The 22,863-nt window shown below is 64.2% G+C and carries 15 protein-coding genes; 4 read left to right on the plus strand and 11 right to left on the minus strand.

All coding sequences use genetic code 11. The features are described 5' to 3' along the window. Positions 1–116 precede the first annotated feature (116 nt). The 4 genes from FIV42_RS09165 (at position 117) to FIV42_RS09180 (ending at position 8,563) form a co-directional block, all read left to right on the plus strand. The gene (locus FIV42_RS09165; RefSeq protein ID WP_141197385.1) at positions 117–2,882 is read left to right on the plus strand and encodes a hypothetical protein; all 2,766 of its coding nucleotides are present in this window, start codon (positions 117–119) and stop codon (positions 2,880–2,882) included. A 131-nt stretch (positions 2,883–3,013) separates the two neighbouring features. Next, positions 3,014–4,045: a tellurite resistance TerB family protein gene (locus FIV42_RS09170; RefSeq protein ID WP_141197386.1), complete on the plus strand. Its 1,032-nt coding sequence runs from the start codon at positions 3,014–3,016 to the stop codon at positions 4,043–4,045. A 77-nt stretch (positions 4,046–4,122) separates the two neighbouring features. Next, entirely contained in the window at positions 4,123–7,590 is a 3,468-nt protein-coding gene (locus FIV42_RS09175) for a pyruvate carboxylase (protein WP_141197387.1), read from the plus strand. A 61-nt stretch (positions 7,591–7,651) separates the two neighbouring features. Beyond that, positions 7,652–8,563: a metallophosphoesterase family protein gene (locus FIV42_RS09180; protein ID WP_168210516.1), complete on the plus strand. Its 912-nt coding sequence runs from the start codon at positions 7,652–7,654 to the stop codon at positions 8,561–8,563. A gap of 224 nt (positions 8,564–8,787) precedes the next feature. On the opposite strand, the gene FIV42_RS09185 is transcribed toward FIV42_RS09180, so the two are convergent. The 11 genes from FIV42_RS09185 to FIV42_RS09235 all read right to left on the minus strand — a co-directional run bounded on the left by FIV42_RS09185 (position 8,788) and on the right by FIV42_RS09235 (position 22,859). After that, positions 8,788–10,065, minus strand: a complete 1,278-nt coding sequence (locus tag FIV42_RS09185; RefSeq protein WP_141197389.1) for a glycosyltransferase family protein — start codon at positions 10,063–10,065, stop codon at positions 8,788–8,790. Positions 10,066–10,189: 124 nt separating this feature from the next. Then, positions 10,190–11,386, minus strand: coding sequence for a glycosyltransferase (locus FIV42_RS09190; RefSeq protein WP_141197390.1), 1,197 nt, complete (start codon positions 11,384–11,386; stop codon positions 10,190–10,192). Between the two features lie 109 nt (positions 11,387–11,495). Next, the gene (locus tag FIV42_RS09195; RefSeq protein WP_141197391.1) at positions 11,496–13,439 is read right to left on the minus strand and encodes an integrin alpha; all 1,944 of its coding nucleotides are present in this window, start codon (positions 13,437–13,439) and stop codon (positions 11,496–11,498) included. Positions 13,440–13,465: 26 nt separating this feature from the next. Next, entirely contained in the window at positions 13,466–14,275 is an 810-nt protein-coding gene (locus FIV42_RS09200; RefSeq protein WP_141197392.1) for a tetratricopeptide repeat protein, read from the minus strand. Between the two features lie 171 nt (positions 14,276–14,446). Then, positions 14,447–16,129, minus strand: coding sequence for a carboxylesterase/lipase family protein (locus FIV42_RS09205; RefSeq protein ID WP_168210517.1), 1,683 nt, complete (start codon positions 16,127–16,129; stop codon positions 14,447–14,449). 46 nt (positions 16,130–16,175) lie between these two features. Beyond that, entirely contained in the window at positions 16,176–16,676 is a 501-nt protein-coding gene (locus FIV42_RS09210) for a phosphatidylglycerophosphatase A family protein (RefSeq protein ID WP_141197394.1), read from the minus strand. Further along, the gene (locus tag FIV42_RS09215; protein ID WP_141197395.1) at positions 16,669–17,637 is read right to left on the minus strand and encodes a phosphatase PAP2 family protein; all 969 of its coding nucleotides are present in this window, start codon (positions 17,635–17,637) and stop codon (positions 16,669–16,671) included. The genes FIV42_RS09210 and FIV42_RS09215 overlap by 8 nt, the downstream gene beginning before the upstream one ends. Positions 17,638–17,667: 30 nt before the next feature. Continuing rightward, positions 17,668–20,082, minus strand: coding sequence for an efflux RND transporter permease subunit (locus tag FIV42_RS09220; RefSeq protein ID WP_168210518.1), 2,415 nt, complete (start codon positions 20,080–20,082; stop codon positions 17,668–17,670). 53 nt (positions 20,083–20,135) lie between these two features. Then, positions 20,136–20,579 carry a GtrA family protein gene (locus tag FIV42_RS09225; RefSeq protein WP_141197397.1) on the minus strand — a complete coding sequence of 148 codons (444 nt, stop codon included), beginning with the start codon at positions 20,577–20,579 and terminating at the stop codon, positions 20,136–20,138. A gap of 63 nt (positions 20,580–20,642) precedes the next feature. Continuing rightward, entirely contained in the window at positions 20,643–21,494 is an 852-nt protein-coding gene (locus FIV42_RS09230) for a CDP-alcohol phosphatidyltransferase family protein (protein ID WP_141197398.1), read from the minus strand. Positions 21,495–21,512: 18 nt separating this feature from the next. Continuing rightward, positions 21,513–22,859, minus strand: a complete 1,347-nt coding sequence (locus FIV42_RS09235; RefSeq protein WP_141197399.1) for an inositol-3-phosphate synthase — start codon at positions 22,857–22,859, stop codon at positions 21,513–21,515. Between the last annotated feature and the right edge of the window lie 4 nt (positions 22,860–22,863).

A 22,863-nucleotide genomic window follows, 5' to 3' on the forward strand; every position in this document is an offset into this window, starting at 1 on the left:
GCGTAGCTTCTTGTGGCCCCCCATCCGTCCGGCGCTGTACTTCACGCCGGACACCTTCCCCGAGGGGAAGGGATGCCTTAGCATGGGGGCAAGGCTTGGGTAATTGGGGCAAACGTATGGCAGATCGATCACATCTCGACGACTTGCGCAGCGAGGGCAGCCTGGCGGCGCGGGGTGAGTTTGGGCTCGACCGCGCTAAGGCGCGCGAGAAGATGCAGAAGTTCCAGCTTCGCGACCCGCATCATTACGTGCTGCAGTTCGTGCAGGCGGCGCACCTCCTGGGCACGTCGGTGATTCGGGTCACCATCGACGCCGACGAGATGGAGATGCACCTGAACCAGGCGCCGCTCGACCGCCAGGACCTCGAGCGGCTCTACGACGCCCCATTTTCGAGCCGCGTCGACCCGAAGACGCGTGCGCTTCGGCACCTGGCGATTGGGCTGACCGCAGCGCAGGCGATGGAGCCGGCGGTGGTGCAGCTCGATATTTTGCGCGATGCGCAGCGCCTTCGCCTCGAGATCGGACCGAACGGCGAGGAGTTTATCGAGGAGGCGTACGAGCCGGGCGAGCACGAGGGCGAGGTGCGCATCTACCTGCGCGAGAAATTTCGCGCCTCGCACCTGGTCGACTTTTTCCGCAATCTGGCCGGTGACCTCGCCGAGAAGGCTGCGCTTCGCCAGTACTGCGCCCATTCGTCGCGGCATATCTACCTGGACGGCGAGCGCATCAGCTTCGGGCCGATGTTGCCGGCAGCGGTCGTCGGTCGCGTCGACTTCGAGACGGAGCACGAGCGTGGATTGATCGGGATGTTGCCCGACGACGAGGAGACGCGCGTCACGATTCTGCAAAACGGGGTCGAGGTCGTCGAGCACCGCATGAAGCCCGACCTGGTGGCCTATCGCGCGGTCATCGAGTCGGACCGGCTGACCAAGAACCTGTCGCAGAGCGCGTTTGTCGAAGACACCGATTGGAAGCGCTTTGTCGAGATGGTCCTGCCGGCGGCGCTGTACGCTTCGCTCTACGAGTACGTCTCGTCGCTCGACGAGCGCGATTGGGACAAGCAGCGACAGTGGCTGCAGACGCTGTGCGATGCGGTCAACCGTAAGGCGCACAACGTGAGCGACAAGCATATCGCGCTTCGCAACCGGCTGTACGGGCTCGGCTCACTGCTCGACGCCCTGCCCCGGCTGGCCGAGTTGCTGCGCTCGCTCCCGCTGTGGCCCGTCTACGACCAACGCTCGGCCGACGCGCCGCGCAAGTACGTCTCGCTCAACGAATACCTCCACGACAACAAAGCTCCGGAGGAGTTCGTGCCCTACACGAGCGTGTACTACCCCGACAAAAGCCTCGAGGTGACCGGGCCGGCGCTCTTCTTCGACGGCCAACCGCCCGCCCTCTTTCCGCTGTTGTTCGGCGCGCGCTTTATCGACCTGAGCGAGGAGTACGAGGCGGCGTTTACGCGGCAGCGCAACAAGACGCTTTGGCGAGAGCTCCCCTGGCCCGACGCGCCCGCCAAAAGGAACTACCCGCACCAGCGCCACTTCGAGGGCGACCGGATGAGGGCGACCCTGGCGCTCAGCAACGAGCTGCAGTCGAGCTCCAAAATCTGGCTCGTCAAAGAGGGCCACCTGCTTCGTCAGTTCGACCAGAGCGAGCTGCTCGAGCCCTTCTTCGATTACGCGGTGTTGCCGCGCCGGATGGTGATCTCGTTTTCCGGCGACATCCCGGTCAACCGCGCGTTCGACAACGTGCAGCCCGACGACGAGTTCGTCGAGCTCGTCTTCCGGCTCGTCGAGGCACTCCCCGAGTTTCTCGAGCCGCACGCGCAGCGCTTCGCGATGGATGAATTGCAGGGCTTTGTCTCTCATCTGCTCGGCGGCAAGCTGCACGAGTACTTGTTCAACGCCTTCCAAATCAACGCCGTCGAGTGGTTGCCGTGGCTCAGAAAGCTCGCCTTCGAGCGACCCGACAGCGTGTGGGCGCTGCTGTCGCCATCGCCCGACAAAGACTGGAACGCCGTGCTGCGACCCGAAGAGGTCGAAGCGCAACTGGCGTCGTTGGGCGACTATTCGCAGGCCCCGATGTTCGAGGGGTTGTGGGGCGATGCGATCACGCTCGCGGAACTCGCTCAGAATTACCGACGCCACGGAGAGATCTGGTTTTGCCGCGCGTCGGGCGATCTCGACAAAGTCTTCGAAATGGCCAACGAGGCAAATATCGATCGCTCGATCGTCATCGCCGGCAAAGAGGGTGAGTTCATTCTCGAGAGGCTGTTCGGGCCGGGGCTTGTCTACGCGATCAAGCGCCTCGTCCGGCACAATCTGAGCCCCCGGCGTAAAGAGGTGGCCCCGGCTGCGACCGAGAGCGCCAAGGAGTTGGTGCAGAGTTTGGTCGATAGGCCGGTCGAAGAGACGTCGGTCGAAAAGACGCCGGTCGAAGAGACGCCGGTCGAAGAGACGCCGGTCGAAGAGACGCCGGTCGACCAGACCGTCGCCCCACCGATACCGCCGCCCTTGCCCGACGAGACACCCGAGGGCCGGCTCCTCAGGCGTCTACGCACGCAGCTGACCGAGGTGCGCGGCGACGTACACTATCTTCTGGACGACGCGCTGTTGCACGCGCTCACCTTGGAGCTCGACGACACCGAATTGATCGCACGCACCGGCGCCGACAGCGTCGAGATCGCCCCCGACCACGTCGTGACGCGCTACGCCATCGAGCAGCGCGGGGATCCGGTGGCGCTGGCTTTTCTGAGCGTGAGCGTCTACACCTCGATCAACATCCATTACGAAGAGATCACCGATTCGCACGAGGGTGAGTTCCTCATGCGGATGGTCGACCACCTCGAGGCGCATCTGGCCGGTCGCACGCACCTGAAATGATGCTCGAGCGACGGACCCTTGTCGGAAACGCCTTTCATGTCGTATTTTTTGGATGTTTCCAGTTCTGTGCTCATCTTTTGCCCGCTAACTTCTGAGTAGTTCTCGCAAGCCGGAGTGACCTAGAGAAATCCATGGCTGACCTTGGTAGTATCGAGTCGATCGAATCCCTGGCCAAAGACATGCGTGTCGAAGACGGCCTCGTTCACGTGACCTTTCAGTCGAAAGGCAGCAACGAGGAGGTGCGCACCGTTGTGCCAGTTTTCCCCCAGAACCGCCCCAAAGCGGGCACCGAGACGAGCGTTGAAGAACCGTTTGTCTTCAGCGTCGTTCGCTCGGCCAATGGGCTAGTTCGCAACTTGCTGGGCTACACAGCCAGCGTGAGCGCAGCTACCACCGCCATTGACTCGGCGCTCGACGAGGAGGAGGGCGAGGCGCCGAAGAACGACGGCGGCGCGCCGACCGTCACCAGCGTCGACGAGCTGAGCGCCGAGCAGCGCGAGGACGTGCTGTACCGCGCCTTCGAACGCATCATGTTCCACTTTGCGTGGGACCCCGCCAACGAAGAGTGGGTCATCGTGCACGAAGCGCGCGGGCTGGGAAGCGAGCTGCAGCGCCAGCTCAAGCTCGCCCCGCTCGAGTCGCCCGAAGACCGCGAACTGGTCACCCGCATGATGCTCGACGTGGCCACCGCCGACGACGAGTTGAGCGAGGCCGAAGAAGAGGTCCTGCTCGACTTTATCGACCGCGACCAGATCCAGAACGCTCGCCCCGGCGAGCGCGGACGCGTCTCCCAAAACGACCTTCGTCGTGCCAGCACCGGCCAATCGCGCGAGACGCTCTACATGCTCGCCTGCGCCATCGCGCTGGCCGATCACAAGTTCGATCCCGAGGAGAGCGACCGCCTCGAGTTCTACGCCAAAGGACTCGGCCTCGAGGAACACCGCGCCGAAGAGCTGATGGAAGCTGCTCAGATGTTCTTCATCGAGCAGTACATGGTCAGCCGCTTCGCCGAGACAGGCGAGCTCGACGAGGACGCCCGCGAGGAGGTCATCGAGTTGGCCAAGAAGATTGGGTACGACCCCGACTCGGCCGAATTTGCCTTCGAGCGGTATCGTCGCGTGCAGGATAGCGGCGGAGGATTCTCCTCTGGGCTCTCCTGGTAACGGCAGAGGATCAAGGGTCGAGTGGCTCGAACCACTCGACCCTCCCTCCCCCCTACAATCAGACAAAGCGGTAAAGAATGGCTGGGACGATCAAGAATATTCTCTGCGCCAACCGCGGTGAGATCGCGATTCGTATCTTCCGCGCCTGCACCGAGCTGGGCATCCAGACGACGGCCATTTACAGCTGGGAAGACCGGCTGGCGATCCATCGCTACAAGGCCGATCGCGCGTATTTGGTCGGCCAAAAGGGTGAGCCGGTCGCCGCTTATTTGGACGGCGACGCCATCATCGAGCTGGCGCTCGACAAGGGTGTCGACGCCATCCACCCCGGCTACGGCTTCTTGAGCGAGAACGCCGACTTCGCCCAGAAGGTCATCGACGCCGGCTTGGTCTGGATCGGCCCGCCGCCCGAGGTGATGCGCGAGCTGGGAGACAAGGTTTCGGCCCGCAAAGTCGCCAAGCGCGCCAACGTCCCGGTGGTGCCGGGCACCGACGGCGCGGTCGACTCGCTCGACGACGCCCTCGAATTTGCCGAGGAGTTCGGCTTCCCGCTGCTCATCAAGGCCGCCCACGGCGGCGGCGGACGCGGCATGCGCGTGGTCCAAGACGGCAGCGAGCTTCGCGAGGCGTTCCAGAATGCGCGCAGCGAGGCCAAAGCCGCCTTCGGCAGCCCGGAAGTCTTCATCGAGCGCTACATCGACAAGCCGCGCCACATCGAGGTGCAGCTTTTGGGTGATACGCACGGCAATCGCGTCCACCTCTTCGAGCGCGACTGCTCCATCCAGCGCCGCCTCCAAAAGATCGTCGAGATCGCCCCGGCCCCCAACCTGCCCGCCGAGGTGCGCGACCAGCTCACCGAGTACGCGCTCCGACTGGCCGACGCGGTCGACTATTCGAGCGTGGGCACCGCCGAATTCTTGGTCGAGCAGCGTGACGGCGAGACCAATATTTACTTCATCGAGGTCAACACCCGCATCCAGGTCGAGCATACCGTCACCGAGATGGTCACCGGGCGAGACCTCATCAAGGCGATGATTCGTGTCGCCGAGGGATACCGGCTCGACGACGACGTCATCGACATCCACGGCCAAGACGATATCGGCGTCAACGGGTTTGCGGTGCAGGGCCGCGTCACCACCGAGGATCCCGAGAATAACTTCATGCCGGACACCGGCCGCATCATCACCTACCGGTCGGCCGCCGGTTTTGGCATCCGGCTCGACGCCAGCGTCGGCGGCACCAACACCGAGGTGCTCCCCTACTACGACAGCCTGCTCGTCAAGGTGTCGGCCTGGGGGCGTGACCTGGCCGACTCGACCCACCGCCTCCACCGCAGCCTGGCCGAGTTCCGCGTGCGCGGGGTCAAGACGAATATCCCGTTTTTGCAAAACGTCATTCGCCACCCGGTCTTCCAGAGCGGAAACACGCACACGCGCTTCGTCGACGAGACCGAAGAGCTGTACCGCTATCCGGAGCGTCGCGACCGCGGCACCAAGGCGCTGCGGGCCATCGGCGACATCACCGTCAACGGCCCTCCCGGCACCGAACAGCGCCTCGAGCGGCCCGAGCCGCTCATCGTGCCCACGCCGCCCAAGCCCCCCAAAGGGGCCGAGATCCCCGAGTCGCCGGCCTACAAGGTCTTTCGCGAGGACGGTGCTCAGGGCCTGAGCCGCTGGATTCGCGACCACGACAAGCTGTTGATCACCGACACGACCTTCCGCGACGCGCACCAGTCGCTCCTGGCGACCCGCGTACGGACGCGCGACCTGCTCGACGTCGCCGAGCAGACGGCGTGGGCGATGCCCAATATCTTCTCGTGTGAGATGTGGGGCGGCGCGACCTTCGACGTGTGCATGCGCTTCCTCAAAGAAGACCCGTGGGAGCGGCTGAGCCGCCTTCGCGAGAAGATGCCCGGCACGCTCTTCCAGATGCTTCTTCGCGGGGCGAACGCCGTCGGCTACACCAACTACCCCGACAACGTCGTCGAGGCGTTCGTCGAGGAGGCGGCCGACGCCGGCATCGACATCTTCCGCATCTTCGACGCGCTCAACTACGTGCCCAACATGGAGTTGGCGATCGAAGAGGTGAACAAGGCCGGCAAGATCGCCGAGGCGTCGATTTGCTACACCGGCGACGTCGCCGATCCCGACGAGGACAAGTACACCGTCGACTACTACGTCGACCTGGCCAAGCGCCTCGAAGCGTGCGGCGCGCATATCCTGAACATCAAGGACATGGCCGGGCTCTTGAAGCCCTACTCGGCCAAGATCCTCATCGGGGCGCTCAAAGACGCCGTCGATCTGCCGATTCACCTGCACACCCACGACACCTCCGGAAACGGCGTGGCCATGTACCTGATGGCCGCCGAGGCGGGCGTCGACGTGGTCGACTGCGCCCTGTCGAGCGTCGCTGGGCTGACCAGTCAGCCGTCGCTCAACGCGATCGTGACCGCCATGAAGGGCCAGCCGCACGCTCCCGAGTTGCCGGTCGACAAGCTCCAAGAGCTCGCCGATCACTGGGAGCTTCTGCGCGAGATCTACCACCCGTTCGAATCGGGCCTGAAATCGGGCACCACCGACGTCTACTACCACGAGATTCCGGGCGGTCAGTACTCGAACCTGCGCCCGCGGGCGATCCAGCTCGGCCTGGGCGACCAGTGGGAGCGCATCACGCGCACCTACCACGAGGTCGACCAGGCGCTCGGACGCCTGGTCAAGGTGACCCCGACGAGTAAGGTCGTCGCCGACTTTGCGATGTTTTTGGTGCGAAACGACATGACCGTCGAAGACGTCTTCGCCATGCACGAGCGCGGCGAGGAGGTCGACTTTCCGCAGTCGGTCGTCGACTTCTTCATGGGTCGACTCGGCCAGCCCTACGGCGGGTTCCCCGAAGAGCTCCAAAAGATCGTCACCCGCGGCAAAGAGCCGATCACCGACCGCGCCGGCCAACACCTCGACGACTACGATTGGGAGGCGCACGCCGCCGACCTCGAGGAGCTGCTGGGGCGCACGCCGACCCGCCGCGAGGAGATCTCGTACGCGCTCTACCCGAAGGTGTTCACCGAGCTGGCCCAATCGATCGAAGAGTTCGGCGAGTTCCGCATCCTCGACACCGTCTCCTTTTTGTACGGCATGAAGCCGGGCGAAGAGACCCTGGTCGACATCGAGGAGGGCAAGACGCTGGTCATCAAGCTGTTGACCATCGGCCCCCTCGAAGAGGACGGCACGCGCACGATCTACTTCGAGCTCAACGGTCAGCCACGCGAAGTCACCGTGGTCGACCAGTCCGCCGAGCTCGCCGTGGCCGCACGCCCCAAGGCCGACCGCACCAACCCCGACCACGTCGGCGCGTCGATGAAGGGCAAGGTCATCGCCGTGGCGGTCTCCGAGGGCGACACGGTCGAAAAGGGCCAGGTGTTGCTGACCACCGAGGCGATGAAGATGGAGACCAACGTCACCGCGCCCAAGGACGGTACGGTGAGTCGCCTGGAAGTACGCGCCGGCGATGGGGTCGACTCGGGCGATTTGGTGGCAATCATCGAATAGACGTCGGTCATTTTTCGACCAACGTTCGGCAATTGCCACGTCGTCCACCCGGGATCGACCGATGAAACACCTTCGGACCAACGAGTTCGACTTTCACCCCGGCCACATGGCCACCACGTGGCGGCCGGGCTACCCGCTGAGCCTGCGCAAGCCTCAGGGCGTGTTGCGCATCGGGCACCTGAGTGACTTCCACTTCGGCAAGCCGACAGCAGACGGCGTCGACGCCGAGGATGCGGTTTGGCGCTGGATCGAAGATTTCGGCGAGGTCGGCGTCGATCTGCTCTTCGTCACCGGCGACCTCGTCGAGGAGCCCGACGATGAAGAACGGCTCCCCGCGGCCAAGGCGATGCTCGACAAGGCGCCCTTCCCTTACGTGGTCATCCCCGGCAACCACGACGTCTCCAACCCCGGCACGCCGGGAACCTTCGAGAAAATCTTCGGCCAATACCCGCGCCTCGAGCGCCACGGCGACCTCGAGATTGTCCTGCTCGACTCGATGCAGGGCCTGCCGCCCTCCGAGCGCAGCCTATACGACCGCATGGAAGCAGCCACCGGCAAGGCCTACTCGCGCGGCAAAGTGGGCCAAGCGCAACTCGACGACCTCGAAGGCCGCTTCGCCCACGAGGAGCCGCTCACGTACGGGCGCGTGATGCTCGTGCACCACCACCTGCGCCCCAACGCCCCGACTCGCCAGGGCTACCAACACCACCCCACCGAGCCGTGGGGTCTGATGGGCCCCCTCGAAGACGCCCACGACCTGATCGATTGGGCCTCCCAACACCGCGTGCGGGTGATCTTTCACGGCCACAAACACAATTTCTGGGATCCCTACGAGCCCCGCCCCGGCGTCATCGTGCTCAACAGCGGCACGTCGACGCGCGCCAAGGCCGACCGCCCTCGCCGGGCGCGCATCGTCGACCTCTTCGCGGCCGAGGATTCGATCGCGGTGCACGATTTGGAGTTGTCTATTTAGGCGGACAAACTACGATTTGAGGGTCGTGTGAATCACCTCTAACGCTGAATTGAGCGCTATTTGCGCGGACAAACTACGATTTGAGGGTCGTGTGAATCACCTCTAACGCTGAATTGAACGTCCCCCAAATTGTTGTTTGTCCGCGCAAATAGACCCTCAGCAATCTCAAACGCTGAATTGAACGTCCCCCAAGTTGTTGTTTGTCCGCTCAAATAGACCCGACATCATTTCCCCAACGCCTCGACGATTCGATAGGTGCCGAATTTGGGCAGGCGCATGAAGCCCGACCAGGCCGCGGCCGCCAAGGTGCCGTCGGAGAGCATTTCGGCGAGCCAGTCGCCGGCGTAGCGTGGGTCGCGTTGCTTCAAGCCGGCACCGGCCTCGACCGCCCAGCGGCGGTTGTAGCGCTCGTGGACGCCGACCGGCCACGAGAAGATCAGCGGAAGCCCGAGGGCGGCATAGAAGGTCATTTCGCTCGGCTTCGTCCACAAGATGTCGGTGTCTTGCAGGCGCTCGTTGAACCTGCGGTAGTAGGTCTCGAAGGTCGGCTCGTGCAAGATCTCGATGCTGCGGCCGAGTTCGGCGTCGAGTCCGGCGTCCGAGATCATCTGCTCGAATTTTTCGACGACCTCGGAGCGCACACCGGCGACCAATGTCAGCCGGAGATGGTCGAGCACGAGCAGGTGGCGAAGTCGGGGCAAGAAGGTCGCCACCAGCTCGACCTGCGCACCTGCTCCGCCCACCGCATACATCAACCGGGGCGACCGCCCCTGCTCCTCGTCGGGGAGCTCTCCCAAAAAATGCTCGAGCTCGTGGCTGTGGTAGTCGCGAAAGCGCCCCTTCGGGTCGAGGCGCACCAGCCGGCGCGCGAGGTTGTCTCGGAGCACGGGCAGGTCGGGGCCGCCCAAAAGCTCCGGGGGCAACGGAAAGCCCGTAAAATGGATATGCTCGCCGGGCACCCCGTACGACTCGAGCCGCCGGCGCGCTCGCTTCGAGGGCACGAGGTACTGAATGGCACTCCCCCGCGAGTTTTTTGGCGCCCACACCCGGTTGATATCGCTGTCGGTGACCACGCAGAAGACACGGCGGCAGCCGAATCTGTCGGCGATGATCGCCGGCGAATAAAACGTGGTCAAAAGGGTCGCGCCGGTCTGGCGCAGCTTGGCCACCATTCCCTGACCGATACCTCCGTCGATGGCCCGCTCGAGCAGCCGCACGCCAAGCGTCGGCCGCGACAGGTCACGGTAGGGATGCAGGTGCGGGATATCGGTGACCTGATTGAGGGCGAACCGAAGGGGCACACCGACCACAGGAAGCTGCGAGATGCGCGAAGTCGCCTCGTAAACATGGCGCGTCTTCTCCCACGCCTTCTGCTCCTCAGCGTCGGCCAACGGCGCCTCATCCACGTGAAACACTTCGGTGCGCAGCTGATCGGCCAGTGGGTACGCCGCGCGCAGGTGGCCGTAGCCCATTTCGATCGATACGACGTTCACTTCTGTCATTGGTAAGCCTTGCAGGTGGATTGAACCGCCAAGGTCGCGAGGAACGCCAAGGACGCTAGACAGACCCTCTTGGCCGTCCTTGCTTCCTTTGCTTGCTTTGCGTCCTTAGCGGCCATTGTCGAGCTCAAGCAACTTCATCGAAACCGAGCGGCTCGAGCGCCGGCTCCTCGTGCAGCGGGCGCACCCGCGAGCCCTCGTCGATGATGAACTTGTTGCCGCGCCAGATGACCACGCGTTTGACCGCGGCGACGGACCATAGCAAGAAGACGACCAGGTCCTTGATCGGGGCGACGAGCATACCGCGCCAACCGATGGAGTCGCCGCGCAGACGGCGGTTGAGAAGGTCGTCCGAGAGCACCTTGAGCACCACGGTGCCGAGCGCTGCTGCTGCGAGCACAGGGGTCAAGGTACCCGCCGCGGCGCCCAGGGCAACGGCGGCGGCGACAAAGGGCACCGGGTACAGCAGCGGCTCGGCGAAGAAGGCGGGTGGGTTGATGCGTCGGCGAAGCTGCGCCCAGCGCACGTGGCGGTTGCTGAAGCGCTCGAAGGTCCAATCGACGTTGACCGTCGGCAGCACGTGCGAGGAGAGGGCCACCTTGTGGCCGGCCTTGTGAAACCAATTCCCAAGCACGTAGTCCTCGGCGAGGATGTCGGCCACGGCATGCCAGCCGCCGAGCTCTTCGAGGTGCCTTTTGCGAAAGAGCATCGACTTTCCAATCACACATGGATGACCCACGAGGTCGGCTGCGCAGATCACCGAAGCGACGAACGAGTTCAGGTGCAGGTTCTCGAACAGGGCGCCAGTGGAGCGCTCGCCGACGCCGACGAGCACGTTCGACACCAGCCCCACGCCCTCCTGGGCGAGCTCGGCGGCGATGTCGCGCAGGTACGAGGGGCCGGGACGCACATTCGAATCAGAGATGAGGATCTGTTCGTATGTAGCGTACTGAGAGAGGACGGCCAGGTTGCTGACTTTCGGGTTGAGGCCCAGCGTCTGGTCACACACATGCACGCGAATGTCGACACCGGGGTAGGCGCGCTGAAAACGTCTGGCCACAGTCAGCGCCGGGTCGAGCGGGTCGGCGGCGCCCAGCACAATCTCGAATTCGGGGTGGTCTTGCTCGGCCAAGGCGACCAAGTTCTCCCACAACTCGTCGTCGACTCCCTTGAGCGGCTTGAGCACCGATATCGGCATCGGCCGGTCGCTCTCGGGCGGCTTTCGTGAAGCCTTGATATGAACGGCAAGGTGAACGAGCAGCGTCAGCACCAGTGACGCTGCGGCGAATAAGACGGTCGAGGCGATAAGTACTTGAAGTACCATAGGTCCCTCCTTGGGTTTGGAGGGACCTTAGAAGGGCCAAGTGACCGTAAGATGGCGCATCTGTGAAAGATGTTGCGCCGGCGGTGACGCCTTGTGGAAGCGGCGAGCGCTACCTGTAGAACGGCCCTGTAAAATGAAACCAGGTGGGCACGTCGCGATACTCTTGGTTCGCCGCGTCGATCACCTCGGCCGACGGCGAGTAGACGAAGAAGCCGGGAAAGTCGGCACCTGTATAAGTCCCGGCAGGGGCCGCTTTCAGGCCGAGGTTGTCGTGCTGATTGGCGCCTTCGATGGTCACGGCGATGTCAGTAACCCGGGCTGATGCACCGCTGGAGGGACCCACGACGAGGTAGGCCGCGCCTTGGCTTGTCGACCCCGAGTCTCTGGCGCCGACGACCAGTTCGTCGCGCCCGTCCCCGTTGATGTCGCCCACGTAGGTGAGGCTGGTGCCCAGGAGTTGCCCCGCTTCGACCCCGTGGATCACGAAATTCGCCGCGTTGTCCACCGTCGTGGAGCCGACCGACGGGAAGTTGCCCCGGCCCGAGACCACGTGCACCTTGCCGGCCAAGTCCCCGACGGAGCCCACCGTCGACCACTTCGAGGCGATCACCAAGTCGTCGAACTCATCGCCGTCTAAGCTTCCGCCCATGGCGATGGTAGCGCCGAAGTTCCCGCTGGAGTTGGTCGTCGAGATCCGTAGGTCGACGTCACTGCTACTCACCAGATTGATCGGCTGGCCGTTCGCGATCTGCGCAGTGCCGATCGAGCGTCCCGAAATGAGATAGACCATCCCCGTGCCGTTGGCGTCGGGCGCACCGAACGCCACGTCGGCCATCCCGTCATTGTCGAAGTCACCGCCGGCGATGGAGGTACCGAAATCCGACCCCGCCTCGCCCACAAAGGCCGTGTCGACCTCGGCGAGACTGTTGACGAAGTCGATGTCTGCTCCCGAGATCAGATATACTTTGCCCGGCCCGCTCTGATCGGCGCTGCCGCCGAACCCGGGCGCCCCCACGGCGAAGTCGACCTCACCGTCTTTATCGACGTCGCCTAGGGTGACCACCGCGCTTCCGGCCGCGTCTCCGCCCTGCTCGCCTGCTAGCGTGCGCGCCGGACTCGTCGAGCCATTCTTCAAGTTGGAGCTGTGATAGATATGCACGGCGCCCCGAGGCTGGTTCGAGTTGCCGACGTAATCAGGATGGCCGACGGCGAGTTCGGCAACACCGTCACGATCGATATCACTGACCGCGGCGACCGCCGCACCGAACCGACCGTCGCTGCTCGGTGCGGGAATCTGCGTGATTTGCAACGAGCCAAGACCCAACACTCCGCTCGTGGGAGCTCCGCTGCTGAGCAAAAGCCTGACGGCACCCTCGCCCTCCTCGGCTGACGGCGTGCCGACGGCCAAGTCATCCTTGCCGTCGCCGTCGAGATCTCCGAGAACGGCGATGCCCCCAGCCCAGGTGTCGGTGGAAATGGTGCTGTTTTCGAACAACACCAGGTCGGCCTCTCCGGGGAGCAACCGCTCCGCGCACGCGAGCCCAGTTCCCGAGGTCGTCGTACGCTGCTCCGGGTTGTAGTGGTCGGGGCAGTTGTCGTCGCTGTCGGCAATGCCGTCGTTGTCTCGGTCCCCTATGGCTGCGTCTTCCGTATCTGAGGAATCGGCCGCATCGGAGGCGTCGGCGACATCGCCGCTATCTGCATCACCAGCATCGCCCGCATCGACGCCCACGTCGCCGGTGTCACCGGCATCTGCGTCGCCTGCGTCCGCGTCGCATATCGCAAGATCCGCACAGTCCGAGTCCTCGCAGTCCGCCGCGCCGTCGCCGTCTTCGTCGCCGACGCTCGTGCACGATTCGACCTTGTCCGGCGGCACACAAATAGACTGACTGCGGTCCTGGAGATGCGCGCACTGGTAACCGTCGCTGCACTCGGCGCTCGAATCACACAAGTATTCGTAGCGTTCGATGTCGAGATCCGTCTGGCAAGCGCTTGCGCCCAGCGTCGCGACAAGACAACCGGCGAGCACGTTGCGGAGAGTTTGGAACGTCATGAGCTTCTCTGGGTACGAGCTGAATACTAGAAGGAGACTCGCCACTGCACGCGCACCGCATCGGCGTCGAGGTGGACCGAGGTCTGCGAGCCCGAAGACTCGTCGTCCGCCACAAACAGATACGCGCCCACGCCGGTGATCACCGCACCTCCGGCCAGCGCAGCCACGCCGATCGTGTCGTAGGTATTGGCGCGCGACTCGATCTCGGCGGCTTCTTTCATCGTACGCTCTGTCACCACGCCCTCGTCGGGCTCGGGTTGCGAGCGGACCTTGTCGCGCTCGCTCGAGGCGAGCGCGAACATGGCGCCGCCGCCAGCCATCACGGCGACACCGCCGAGCGTGACGGTCCAAGCAACCGCGTTCGACGAGTCTTCCTCGACCACCGGCGGCGCCTCGACCTTGTCGACCTTGTCGGCCTCTTTCGCCTCGACCGTCTCCCCTTCCGGGCACTCCTCGTCGAGCTCGGCGGAGTACTCGGCGACCTTCTTCTGGATGAACGTAGGCGGCGGTTGTTTGACCGGCGGCGCCTCGAGCGCTCGCTCGAAGGCATCGCGCGCCTTCTGGCACTGCTCCAGTTTTTGATAGGCGCGGCCCAGGTTCAGGTAGGTCACGTTGAGCTCGCCCAGTGAACGCGCCTCCTCCAGCAACGCGACCGCACCGGCATAGTCGCCCTTGATGATCGCGCGGACCGCGTCGTCGTTGAGTGTCAGCTGGTGCTCGCTGGGATTGGCGTACTCGGGAGGGTCTTGAGCCCAAGCGGCCGTCGGAGACACAAAAGCCACGCTGGCCGACAGGCATGCCGCAATAAGGATTGAAACGCGAGATTTTCGAAACATTTGGGCGCTCGAGGTACAGCGAAAAAACGATAGGTTCTACGATACCCGGGGTAGACGGTGGTGTAAAATAGGGATGCATGCTTTCTGCTTTGGAGGCAGCGTCGCCAGTGGTGGTCTCACCTGGAAGGTCTGCCTTCAACGGATGAACACCGTATCCGGACGAACACCGTATCAGAGATACGCATCCCAAAAGTCGCAGTAGTCGCCGCGCACGCCCGTCGTAGGGCCGAGCTCGTCGGTGTCGAGCTGCAGCCAAGTGTCGGCCCCGGCGTCATAGGCGGGCCAGTCGACCGTACCGTCGCTGCCCGGCGCGCCGTCGTAGGCGAATTGGGTCCACCACGTCTGCATGCTGCCCGACAATTCGCCCTCGGCGCCGCCGCCGCCAAAGCTGCCGAAATTGCCGAAGACGAACGCCAACTCCGAGGCGTGGAAGGCGCCCAGGCCCGTCTGGCGACCGGCGGAGGTGACATGGGTGAAGAAGTAGGTGAACGTCGCGTTTGCGTTGGTGCTGTGGGCGCGGGCGGCCTTGCGTGATGGGCACACGAACGCGACGTCGCCCACGATGGCGGCGAGGGCTTTCCAGGGCGCGTCGTATTCGGCGGCGGGATACTCTTCGAGCACCTGAGCGCCGATCGTCGGGAAGGTGGCGTTGACCAAGTCCTCGTACTGCGTCTCGGTCATATTCTGCTGCGAACTCGTAAAGAGCGTCCCCTCGTCGGCGTTGACGCCGATGACAAACGGCACCTCGTGGGCCGAGCCGTCCTCGATGGCCCGAGCCATGCTCTTGTCGAGCACATGGCCGTCGATGATCGGCTCGAAGGCTTCGCCGTCCCCGAGCAGACTGATGGAGCCGGGGAGCGCCTCGAGGATCTCGTCGGACGATTTGCCACGCATACAGGCAGCGACGTCGCCGGCGTCTGCACACCCTGCGGCCTCGGCAAGGCGCTCGCCCTGGGCCGTCGCCGGTTCCTGCTGACCATTCTGAACGTCGAGCTTCCGCATCTGCGCCAGACAGTTGCCGCTCTCCATGATGGCGCCAGTGAACATGCCCTCGGTCAAGGGCGAAGCCATCAATGCGCATACGCTCACCCCGCCGGCCGACTCGCCAAAGATGGTGATCTTGTCGGCATCGCCGCCGAATCGGTCGATATTGTCGCGTACCCACGAGAGGGCCTGAATCTGGTCGAGCAGCCCGTAGTTGCCGGCGGCCGGGTGGCCGTCCTCGCCGACGAACGCCTCGTGCGCCAAAAATCCGAGCGCGCCGAGCCGGTAGTTGATGGTGACGACCACCACATCTTCGAGGGCAAGGTCGACGCCGTCGTAGACCTCGGTGCCCCCCGCGATCGTCTGGCCCGTGCTCCCTTGAATAAACCCACCACCGTGGATCCAAAACATGACCGGCAACGGCTCTTCGGGCTCGAGTTGGGACGTCCAAATATTGAGCGTCAGGCAGTCCTCGTCGGTCGGCCCGGACTGGGTGAGGGTATTCGACGCATCCTGCGGGCAGGCGTAGCCGTAGCTCTTCGCCTCGAAGATGCCGTCGCGCACGGCCGGGGCTCTGGGCGGCTTCCAGCGATGCTCGCCGACAGGCGGCTGGGCGTACGGGATCCCCTTGAAGGCCCAGACCCCGGCAAATTCGGTGCCCTGCACCGGCCCTTCGGTAGTGTCGACACGTCCTTCGGGGGTCTGCCTGCTATCGGCGTCCTCGACACCGTCACCGACATCGTCGCCGGCGTCGGGCTCGAGTGCCGTGTCTGCGCCGGTGTCGGCGGCCGGATTGGAATTGGTGTCGTCGCCGCAGGCGGCAAGGGTGGATGCGGCCAACAAACAGATAGCGAGTGTATTGCGATTCATCGGGCGCCCCGTCTTCGGGTGTAGACGGGGCGAGATTAGCCCAAACTCAGCCCCAAAGCCACCGCACCAACCACACTGCAGGTACGGTCCACAACCCGGCGACGATGTCGTCGGCGACGACCGAGATGCCGTCGTCGCCATTCTCGTCGAGCGACTTGGCCGGAGGCGGCTTCGTCGTGTCGAGGATGCGAAAGAGCACCAATCCGACCAATGCGGCCAACCAGCCCAGGTCGTCGAACCAGACCAACGCGGTCCACACCCCGATGACCTCGTCGATGACGATGCGGTTGCTGTCGTGCTCGCGCAGGGCGCGGCCGGCGTGGTGGCTCCAGTACATCGAGGCAGCCGAGGCGATGATGAGGAGCGCCACGCGGAAGGGAAGCGACCAGTCCGACATCCACACGATGAGCGGGGTGAACAAAATCGCCGCGTAGGTGCCCGGGCCGCCCGGCAGGTGGCCGATGCCGGCGCAGGTGGACATGAACATCGACGTGGGCGCCTCGGTCCAGGCGCGGCGTGTCTCGGATACGGGCGCAGGATCACTCACCGGCGGCTTCCTGTGGTTGCGGGCTCAGAATGTCGGCGAACGACTCGCGGATGGTGGCCGCAGCCCGATCGGGCCACTGCCCCAAGCGAGTGTGGGCGAGCGCAACGTAGACGCCGGCGGCGAGCGCGCCACCGGCGATGACGTCGATGACGTAATGATGCCCCAGATAGACGGCGAAGAAGCACATCGCGCCGGCGTATGAGTAGGCTGCGACTTTGATGGCGGTCTTGCGCGCCCACAATGCAATCCAAATCGACGGAGCGACGTGCAACGACGGTAGGGCGCCGAAGACGTAGGTCCCCTGCTCGTAGATGCTCGCAAAGTGCGGGTACCCCAGCCAGACGTCGACGCGCCCCAGGCCGGCAGGGTCGCCCAGGATCGGCTCGCCGGGCGGGGCGAAGCCGTATTGCTCGACATACCATGGAGGGGCGACCGGCATCAGAATCCAAACCAGAAAGCCGAGCACGTTGAAGACGAGATAACCCCACATGAACTTGTGCAGGCGGCTCTCTTCCTGCCCGTCATCTCGCCACGTGCGCCACCAAAGATAGATGCCGAAGAGGACGACCGACGGCACGTGTGTCGAGTAGAAGAGCCCGGCGAAGATATCGATGAGGATATGGTGGTGCTCTCGAAAGAAGTCGACCGGCCCGAGGTCGCCCGGCTGCGGGGTCATCCACCCAAACATCGCCTGCTCGATGCGATAGATCGGCTCGACGACCACCGCATCGTAGGACCGCCCGGCGAAGAGGCGCAGCAGATCGTAGACCAGCCCGAAGATCGCCGCCGGCACCAACGCCACGGCCAAGTCACGCGTCGCCCGTGAAGCGACGGTGAGCACCACAAATAGCGCGATCAGCGCCATATGCTCCATCCGAAACGGATTGACGGTGCCGTACAAGGTCAGCGCCAGCACGACCACGATGACGGGCACGAATTTTTTGAGCGGCGACCGTTTCACGACTCACGTCCTATGGGAGGGTCACGAACGTCACGAGTGGATATTTTCGCGCTGGCGGGCGACCAGCATCACCTGCACAAGAAGGTTTATAGTCAATATGGACCCGAGACCGATGACGGCTACCTGTCCCAGGCTCAGCAACCCGGTGTGGCGGGCGAGAAGCAGCGTGCCGAAGCCAATCATCGAGGTCAGGTATGCTGCGCTGATCGCCAGGGCCACGTTGGAGTGCGGCCCGAGTTTGTGGCCGTTGTCGACGTGGAGCATGATGTGAAACGAGGCGTCGACGCCCAGGCCGATCCAGATGGGCAAGATGACCACATTCATGAAGTTGAAGTCGACGCCCAGCAGTCCGTTGAGTCCCAGGGCCACCAACACGGCCAGCGCGACCACCAGCAACTGCAACCCCACGAGCCTGCGGCTTCGAAACGCCACGAGCGACAAGAGCAACAGACCGATGAGGGTGATCGCGAGCATCCACACCGCGTCACGCTCGGCCATGCGGATGATGTCGCTCAACAACAACGCATCGGAGATGGCGTCGTAGCCGCGGCCCGAGTCGACCCCGGGCAGGCTTCGGATCACCCGCGCGTAGTCGTCGACGGCGTCCATGTCGGACAGGTTGATCGCCGGGAAGACGAGCACGACGGCCTTGTCGGGCGCGTCCTTGCGCGAGAACGGCCGGCGCACCTGCTCGGGCAAATCAGCTATGCTCAACTCCCCGAGGCTCGAGACCCGTCGAACCTCCTCGAGGTAGCGAGCGAACTCGTCGGGTCGCGCAGATGAGGGCAGATCGGCGAGGGTACGGGCGATTTGTCGAATCACCTCGAGCTTGGCGCGCTGACGCTCGGGGACAAAGGTCGACAGCGACACGACCTTGTCGATGGTATATCCCTCGGGCAGCCGCGAGGCGCGCTGGCGAAGCTCTCCGACGATCGTCTCGGCCTGGCGCTCCGAATCGGCGAGGACGACCGCAGGCGTCTGAGACTGCCCCAACATCTCGTTGACCTTCTCGTCGAGCTTCCAGGAAGGGGCCGAGGTCGACTGGAGCACCGAAAAATCGCGCACGAAGTCGAGCTGGGGGAGCCCCACCGAGGCCGCTACGACCACGGCGACCAACGCCGCCGTCGCCGCCCGCCCTGCAGCCTGGGCGCGTCGGTTCACCGCGGCATCTCCGCCAACCTCGAGTTTGGCGAGCACGCGCTCGGTCAGCGCACGAGACGCCGGTGGAGGCAGGTCGAAGTCGTAGCGCGAGGCGAGCAGAACGGTGCACGGAAAGAGCACGGCGTAGCTCACCAAGATGAGCACCAGCCCCCCCAGCGCGATGACGCCAAACTCGAAGAAAGCGCGAAACTCCGAGACGACCAAGCTCCCCAGGGCGACCATCGTCGTCAGCCCTGCAAATAGGTTGGCGCGACCGGTCGTCGCCAATGTCTCGGCGAGCGCATCGCAGCAATGGCACTCCTCGGAGAGTTCGTGGAACCGCGAGTAGAGATGGATGCCGTAGTCGACACCCAACCCCATGAGCACCGCCCCCAAAAAGGCCGTCAAGATATTGAGACTGCCGAAGGCGAGTTCGGCCCAGGCAAACGTCAGGATGGTGCCCACAATCAACGGCGCGATGACCGCGGCGGTGCCGTGCGCGCTTCGCAAAAAGGCGAATAGGAAGATCAGAATCAATCCCAGCGCCAGACTCATCGACACGGCCAGGTCGCGCTGGAGCATCTCCTGCAGGTCGACGCGCTTCTTGTAGCGCCCGGTGAGCCCGTAGCCCACATCAACTTGCCCCTTCAACTCCCGTTGGACGATCCCGTCGACCTGCTCGACGAGCTTCTCGGCACGTCCGAGATCCGAGGCGGCAAACGATGGATACACAAAGAGCGCCAACATGCTGCCGTCGGCGCTCAGATAGTGAGCCGAGCCGTCGAACTCCTCGACCTTCTCGGTCAGATCCGAGAAGTCGACCTCGGGCGGCTCACCATCCTCGACATCGACAAAGAGCGGGTTGGCCCGCTTCTTCTCCCAGCGGATGCGGCGGTCGAGCCGGTGTTGGATTGTCTGCAGGTCGTCGAGGTCGGCGTAGAGCAAACGCCGGTTCTCGAAAAAGCCAATCGGTTTGGTCGCCTCGACGCGATCTACCCCACCGAGGTCCTCGAGCCGGTCGGCCAAGGTATGTGCGGTGCGCTCGAGCTTGGGATTGCGACGCTCGCCGGTGGGCTGGGACTCCAAGACGACCGTCAGCCGGCCGATCTGGCCGCCGTAGGCTTCCTCGAGGCGCTCGAGTCCGGCGACACTGGGAGCGGACTTGGGCAGCAGGCGAGCCATGTCGGCTTCGATCGCCAGTTGGGAGGCGAGCGCCAGCGCACCGAGGCTCACCGCCACGACGAGCGCAACGATCGGCCAAGCAAAGCGCTGACAGAAGTCGATGTAGGCACGCACAGCCCCCATGAAGAGCCCCCGGTCCATTGACGCCCCAAACGGCGTCGATACCAATCAAATCATCAGTCCCTTTCAGCCACCGTCTGCTTGGCGCTATTCGCCCCCAAGCCCCCAAACACCACGTAACGGCTGAGCGGATAGATCCAGAACACCCACACAAGGCCTTTGGAGGCAAACCAGCCTACCGACGGCCCCAGATACTCGACGAAGCTTTGGGTCAGCGTGCCGTGGAAGGCGGCCGCCAGCCAACTCATCGCAAAATAGGCGACTGCCGACTGCTTGAGCGGCGCTTGAAAACGCTCGAAGACCCAAAAGCGACTCATCGAATAGTGGATCAGACCGCCCACAAAGGCCCCCAGACCTGCGGCCATGCCCACCGAGATGTCCCCCCATTCAACGAACGTCCACAACAAGACGGCATAGATGATGCCGTCGACGGCGGTGGCGGTCGCGCTGGCGACCGACGCCCCCGAGAGGTCGAGCAAATGTCTTTTCCAAGACTTCATAGGCACTGCGACGCCCGGACGACCCACAGTGCAGGCGCAACCGACCCTCGGCTGCGCCAGGCCCTATTCGGCCACCCCGGCGTTCTGTTCGAAGTGTGTGTAGCCCTCATCCGGCTCATCGGCGCCCACGATGGGCGCTCCGTTCTCGTGAGACTGACCGGCGAGGGTGCTAAAGATCCAATGGGCACGGCGCACGGCGGTGACCGTGCTCAAAGCAGCCAGAAGGCCAATGCCGAAGATAGCGACGTGGAAGACAGGGCGCTGGGCGCCGGGCTCCAAGAATACCGCGGCGATGGGCGCCGCGAAGAGCGTGAGGATCAACAACAAGAGCCGCTCGGGTCGCTGCATCAAGCCGACCTTGCAGTCGGCCCCGAGGCCCTCACCTCGGGCGCGGGCGTAGCTGACCATCACCGAGGCGAGCATCGCCCACAGCGCGAGCCAGGTGAGAGCGCCGCCGCCCCCATAGAAGGCGATTCCGGCGAACACCATTCCCTCGGCGATGCGATCGGCGAAAGAATCGAGAAAAGCGCCGGCAGGTGAGCCGGCATCGGTCTGGCGGGCCAGCAGGCCGTCGAGCAGGTCACAACTGGCCGCGGCGATGACCAGCCAGCAGCCGACCATGAAATAGCCGGTGCCCAGCGCGACGGCGGCCAAAGCGGCCAGGTAGAGCGAAAAGAGCGTGATGTGGTTGGGGCGCACCCCCAGGCGGTCGAGCCCGGAGATGATCGGGGTGACCAGCCAATACCAAAAACCGATGAGGATTCGGGGCAGCAGCACCGAGCCGTCGCGGCGGAGCGAGCGCTCAGTGCCGGCCGTGCTCAGCGCGTAGATCCCCAGCAAGACCACGAGCACCGCCCCCAGCAGCAGGCCGGGGGACAGCTTGACGAGCAAGTCGAACCATGGCGCGTTTGGCATCTGGTCACCCGTGTCAAATTACAGCTCCGAGCGAATGCGCGCCTGCGGCTGAGGGTCGACGAGGCGGCCGTCCCACGGCTCGCCGGCCGCATGCAGCGCGCGGAAGGCCTCCAACTGGTTGAACAGCATGCGTCGCTGGGCGAACAGGTCGTGCACCGGCTGCTCGCCGTCGTTGGTCTGAGGGCTCTTGAAGTAGAACGACAACCACTTTTGGTTGCCGCTCAAGCCGGCGCGGTGGGCCAGGTCGGCGAACAAGGCCAGGTCGAGCACCAGCGGGGCGGCCAAGATCGAGTCGCGGCACAGAAAGTCGATCTTGATCTGCATGTCGTAGCCCAACCACCCGAAGATATCGATATTGTCCCAGCCCTCCTTGTTGTCACCGCGGGGTGGGTAATAATCGATGCGCACCTTGTGGTGCATGTCCCCGTACAGCTCGGGGTTGTTGTCGGGCCGGAAGATGGAGCTGAGCACCGACAGCTTCGACTCCTCTTTGGTCTTGAACGAGCCGGGGTCGTCGAGCACCTGGCCGTCGCGGTTGCCCAGAATATTGGTCGAGTACCACCCGCGCACGCCCAACTGGCGGCTGGAGAGCCCCGGGGCCAGAATCGTCTTCATCAGCGTCTGGCCGGTCTTGAAGTCCTTGCCGGCCACCGGCACGCCCTTCTTTTTGGCCAGTTGCACCAGAGCCGGGGTGTCCAGCGCGCGGTTAGGCGCGCCGTTGACAAACGGCACGCCGGCCTTGAGGTGAGCGTAGGCGTAGATCATCGTGGGGCTGATCGCCTCGTGATCGTTGCGCAGCCCGTCTTCGAAGGCCTCCAGGGAGAGGTGGACCTCCTGGGGCGACACGTGCACCTCGGTCGAGCCGCACCACACCGCCACGGCGCGATCACAGCCGTTGTCGGCGACAAAGCCCTCGATGTCGTCGATGAGCGCCTCGGCCAGCTCCATCTTCGAGCCCGCCTCCTTGACGTGGGTGCCGTCGAGATTGCGCACAAACTCGCGATCGAAGACCGCCTTCATCGGCTTGACCGCCGCCAGCTCCTCTTTGACCGGCTCGAGGTGCTTGTGGTCGAGCACGCCCGCCTCGCAGGCCGCCTCGTAGCAATTCTCTTCGAAGATATCCCACCCCCCGAAGACCAGATCGTCGAGACTGGCCAGAGGAAGGGCCTCCTTGATCAACGGCGGCTCCTCACCGCCCGGCATGCGCCCTAATTGGCTCAAGCTGCCGATGGGTTCGGCCAGCTGACGTCGGATGGCCATCACCCCGGCGATGAAGGTGGTTCCCACTGCGCCCAATCCGGGCAGCAAGACGGCCAGCTTTCCGTCAGCGTCACTGATTTTCGCCGCGTCGGTGTCTTTACTCACGATG

The organism is Persicimonas caeni, from assembly GCF_006517175.1.
Lineage (GTDB): Bacteria > Myxococcota_A > Bradymonadia > Bradymonadales > Bradymonadaceae > Persicimonas > Persicimonas caeni.

Coding starts and splice junctions, on each gene's coding strand:
- FIV42_RS09165 (WP_141197385.1), top strand. CDS start 117: ATGGCAGATCGATCACATCTCGACGACTTGCGCAGCGAGGGCAGCCTG.
- FIV42_RS09170 (WP_141197386.1), top strand. CDS start 3,014: ATGGCTGACCTTGGTAGTATCGAGTCGATCGAATCCCTGGCCAAAGAC.
- FIV42_RS09175 (WP_141197387.1), top strand. CDS start 4,123: ATGGCTGGGACGATCAAGAATATTCTCTGCGCCAACCGCGGTGAGATC.
- FIV42_RS09180 (WP_168210516.1), top strand. CDS start 7,652: ATGAAACACCTTCGGACCAACGAGTTCGACTTTCACCCCGGCCACATG.
- FIV42_RS09185 (WP_141197389.1), bottom strand. CDS start 10,065: ATGACAGAAGTGAACGTCGTATCGATCGAAATGGGCTACGGCCACCTG.
- FIV42_RS09190 (WP_141197390.1), bottom strand. CDS start 11,386: ATGGTACTTCAAGTACTTATCGCCTCGACCGTCTTATTCGCCGCAGCG.
- FIV42_RS09195 (WP_141197391.1), bottom strand. CDS start 13,439: ATGACGTTCCAAACTCTCCGCAACGTGCTCGCCGGTTGTCTTGTCGCG.
- FIV42_RS09200 (WP_141197392.1), bottom strand. CDS start 14,275: ATGTTTCGAAAATCTCGCGTTTCAATCCTTATTGCGGCATGCCTGTCG.
- FIV42_RS09205 (WP_168210517.1), bottom strand. CDS start 16,129: ATGAATCGCAATACACTCGCTATCTGTTTGTTGGCCGCATCCACCCTT.
- FIV42_RS09220 (WP_168210518.1), bottom strand. CDS start 20,082: ATGGGGGCTGTGCGTGCCTACATCGACTTCTGTCAGCGCTTTGCTTGG.
- FIV42_RS09225 (WP_141197397.1), bottom strand. CDS start 20,579: ATGAAGTCTTGGAAAAGACATTTGCTCGACCTCTCGGGGGCGTCGGTC.
- FIV42_RS09230 (WP_141197398.1), bottom strand. CDS start 21,494: ATGCCAAACGCGCCATGGTTCGACTTGCTCGTCAAGCTGTCCCCCGGC.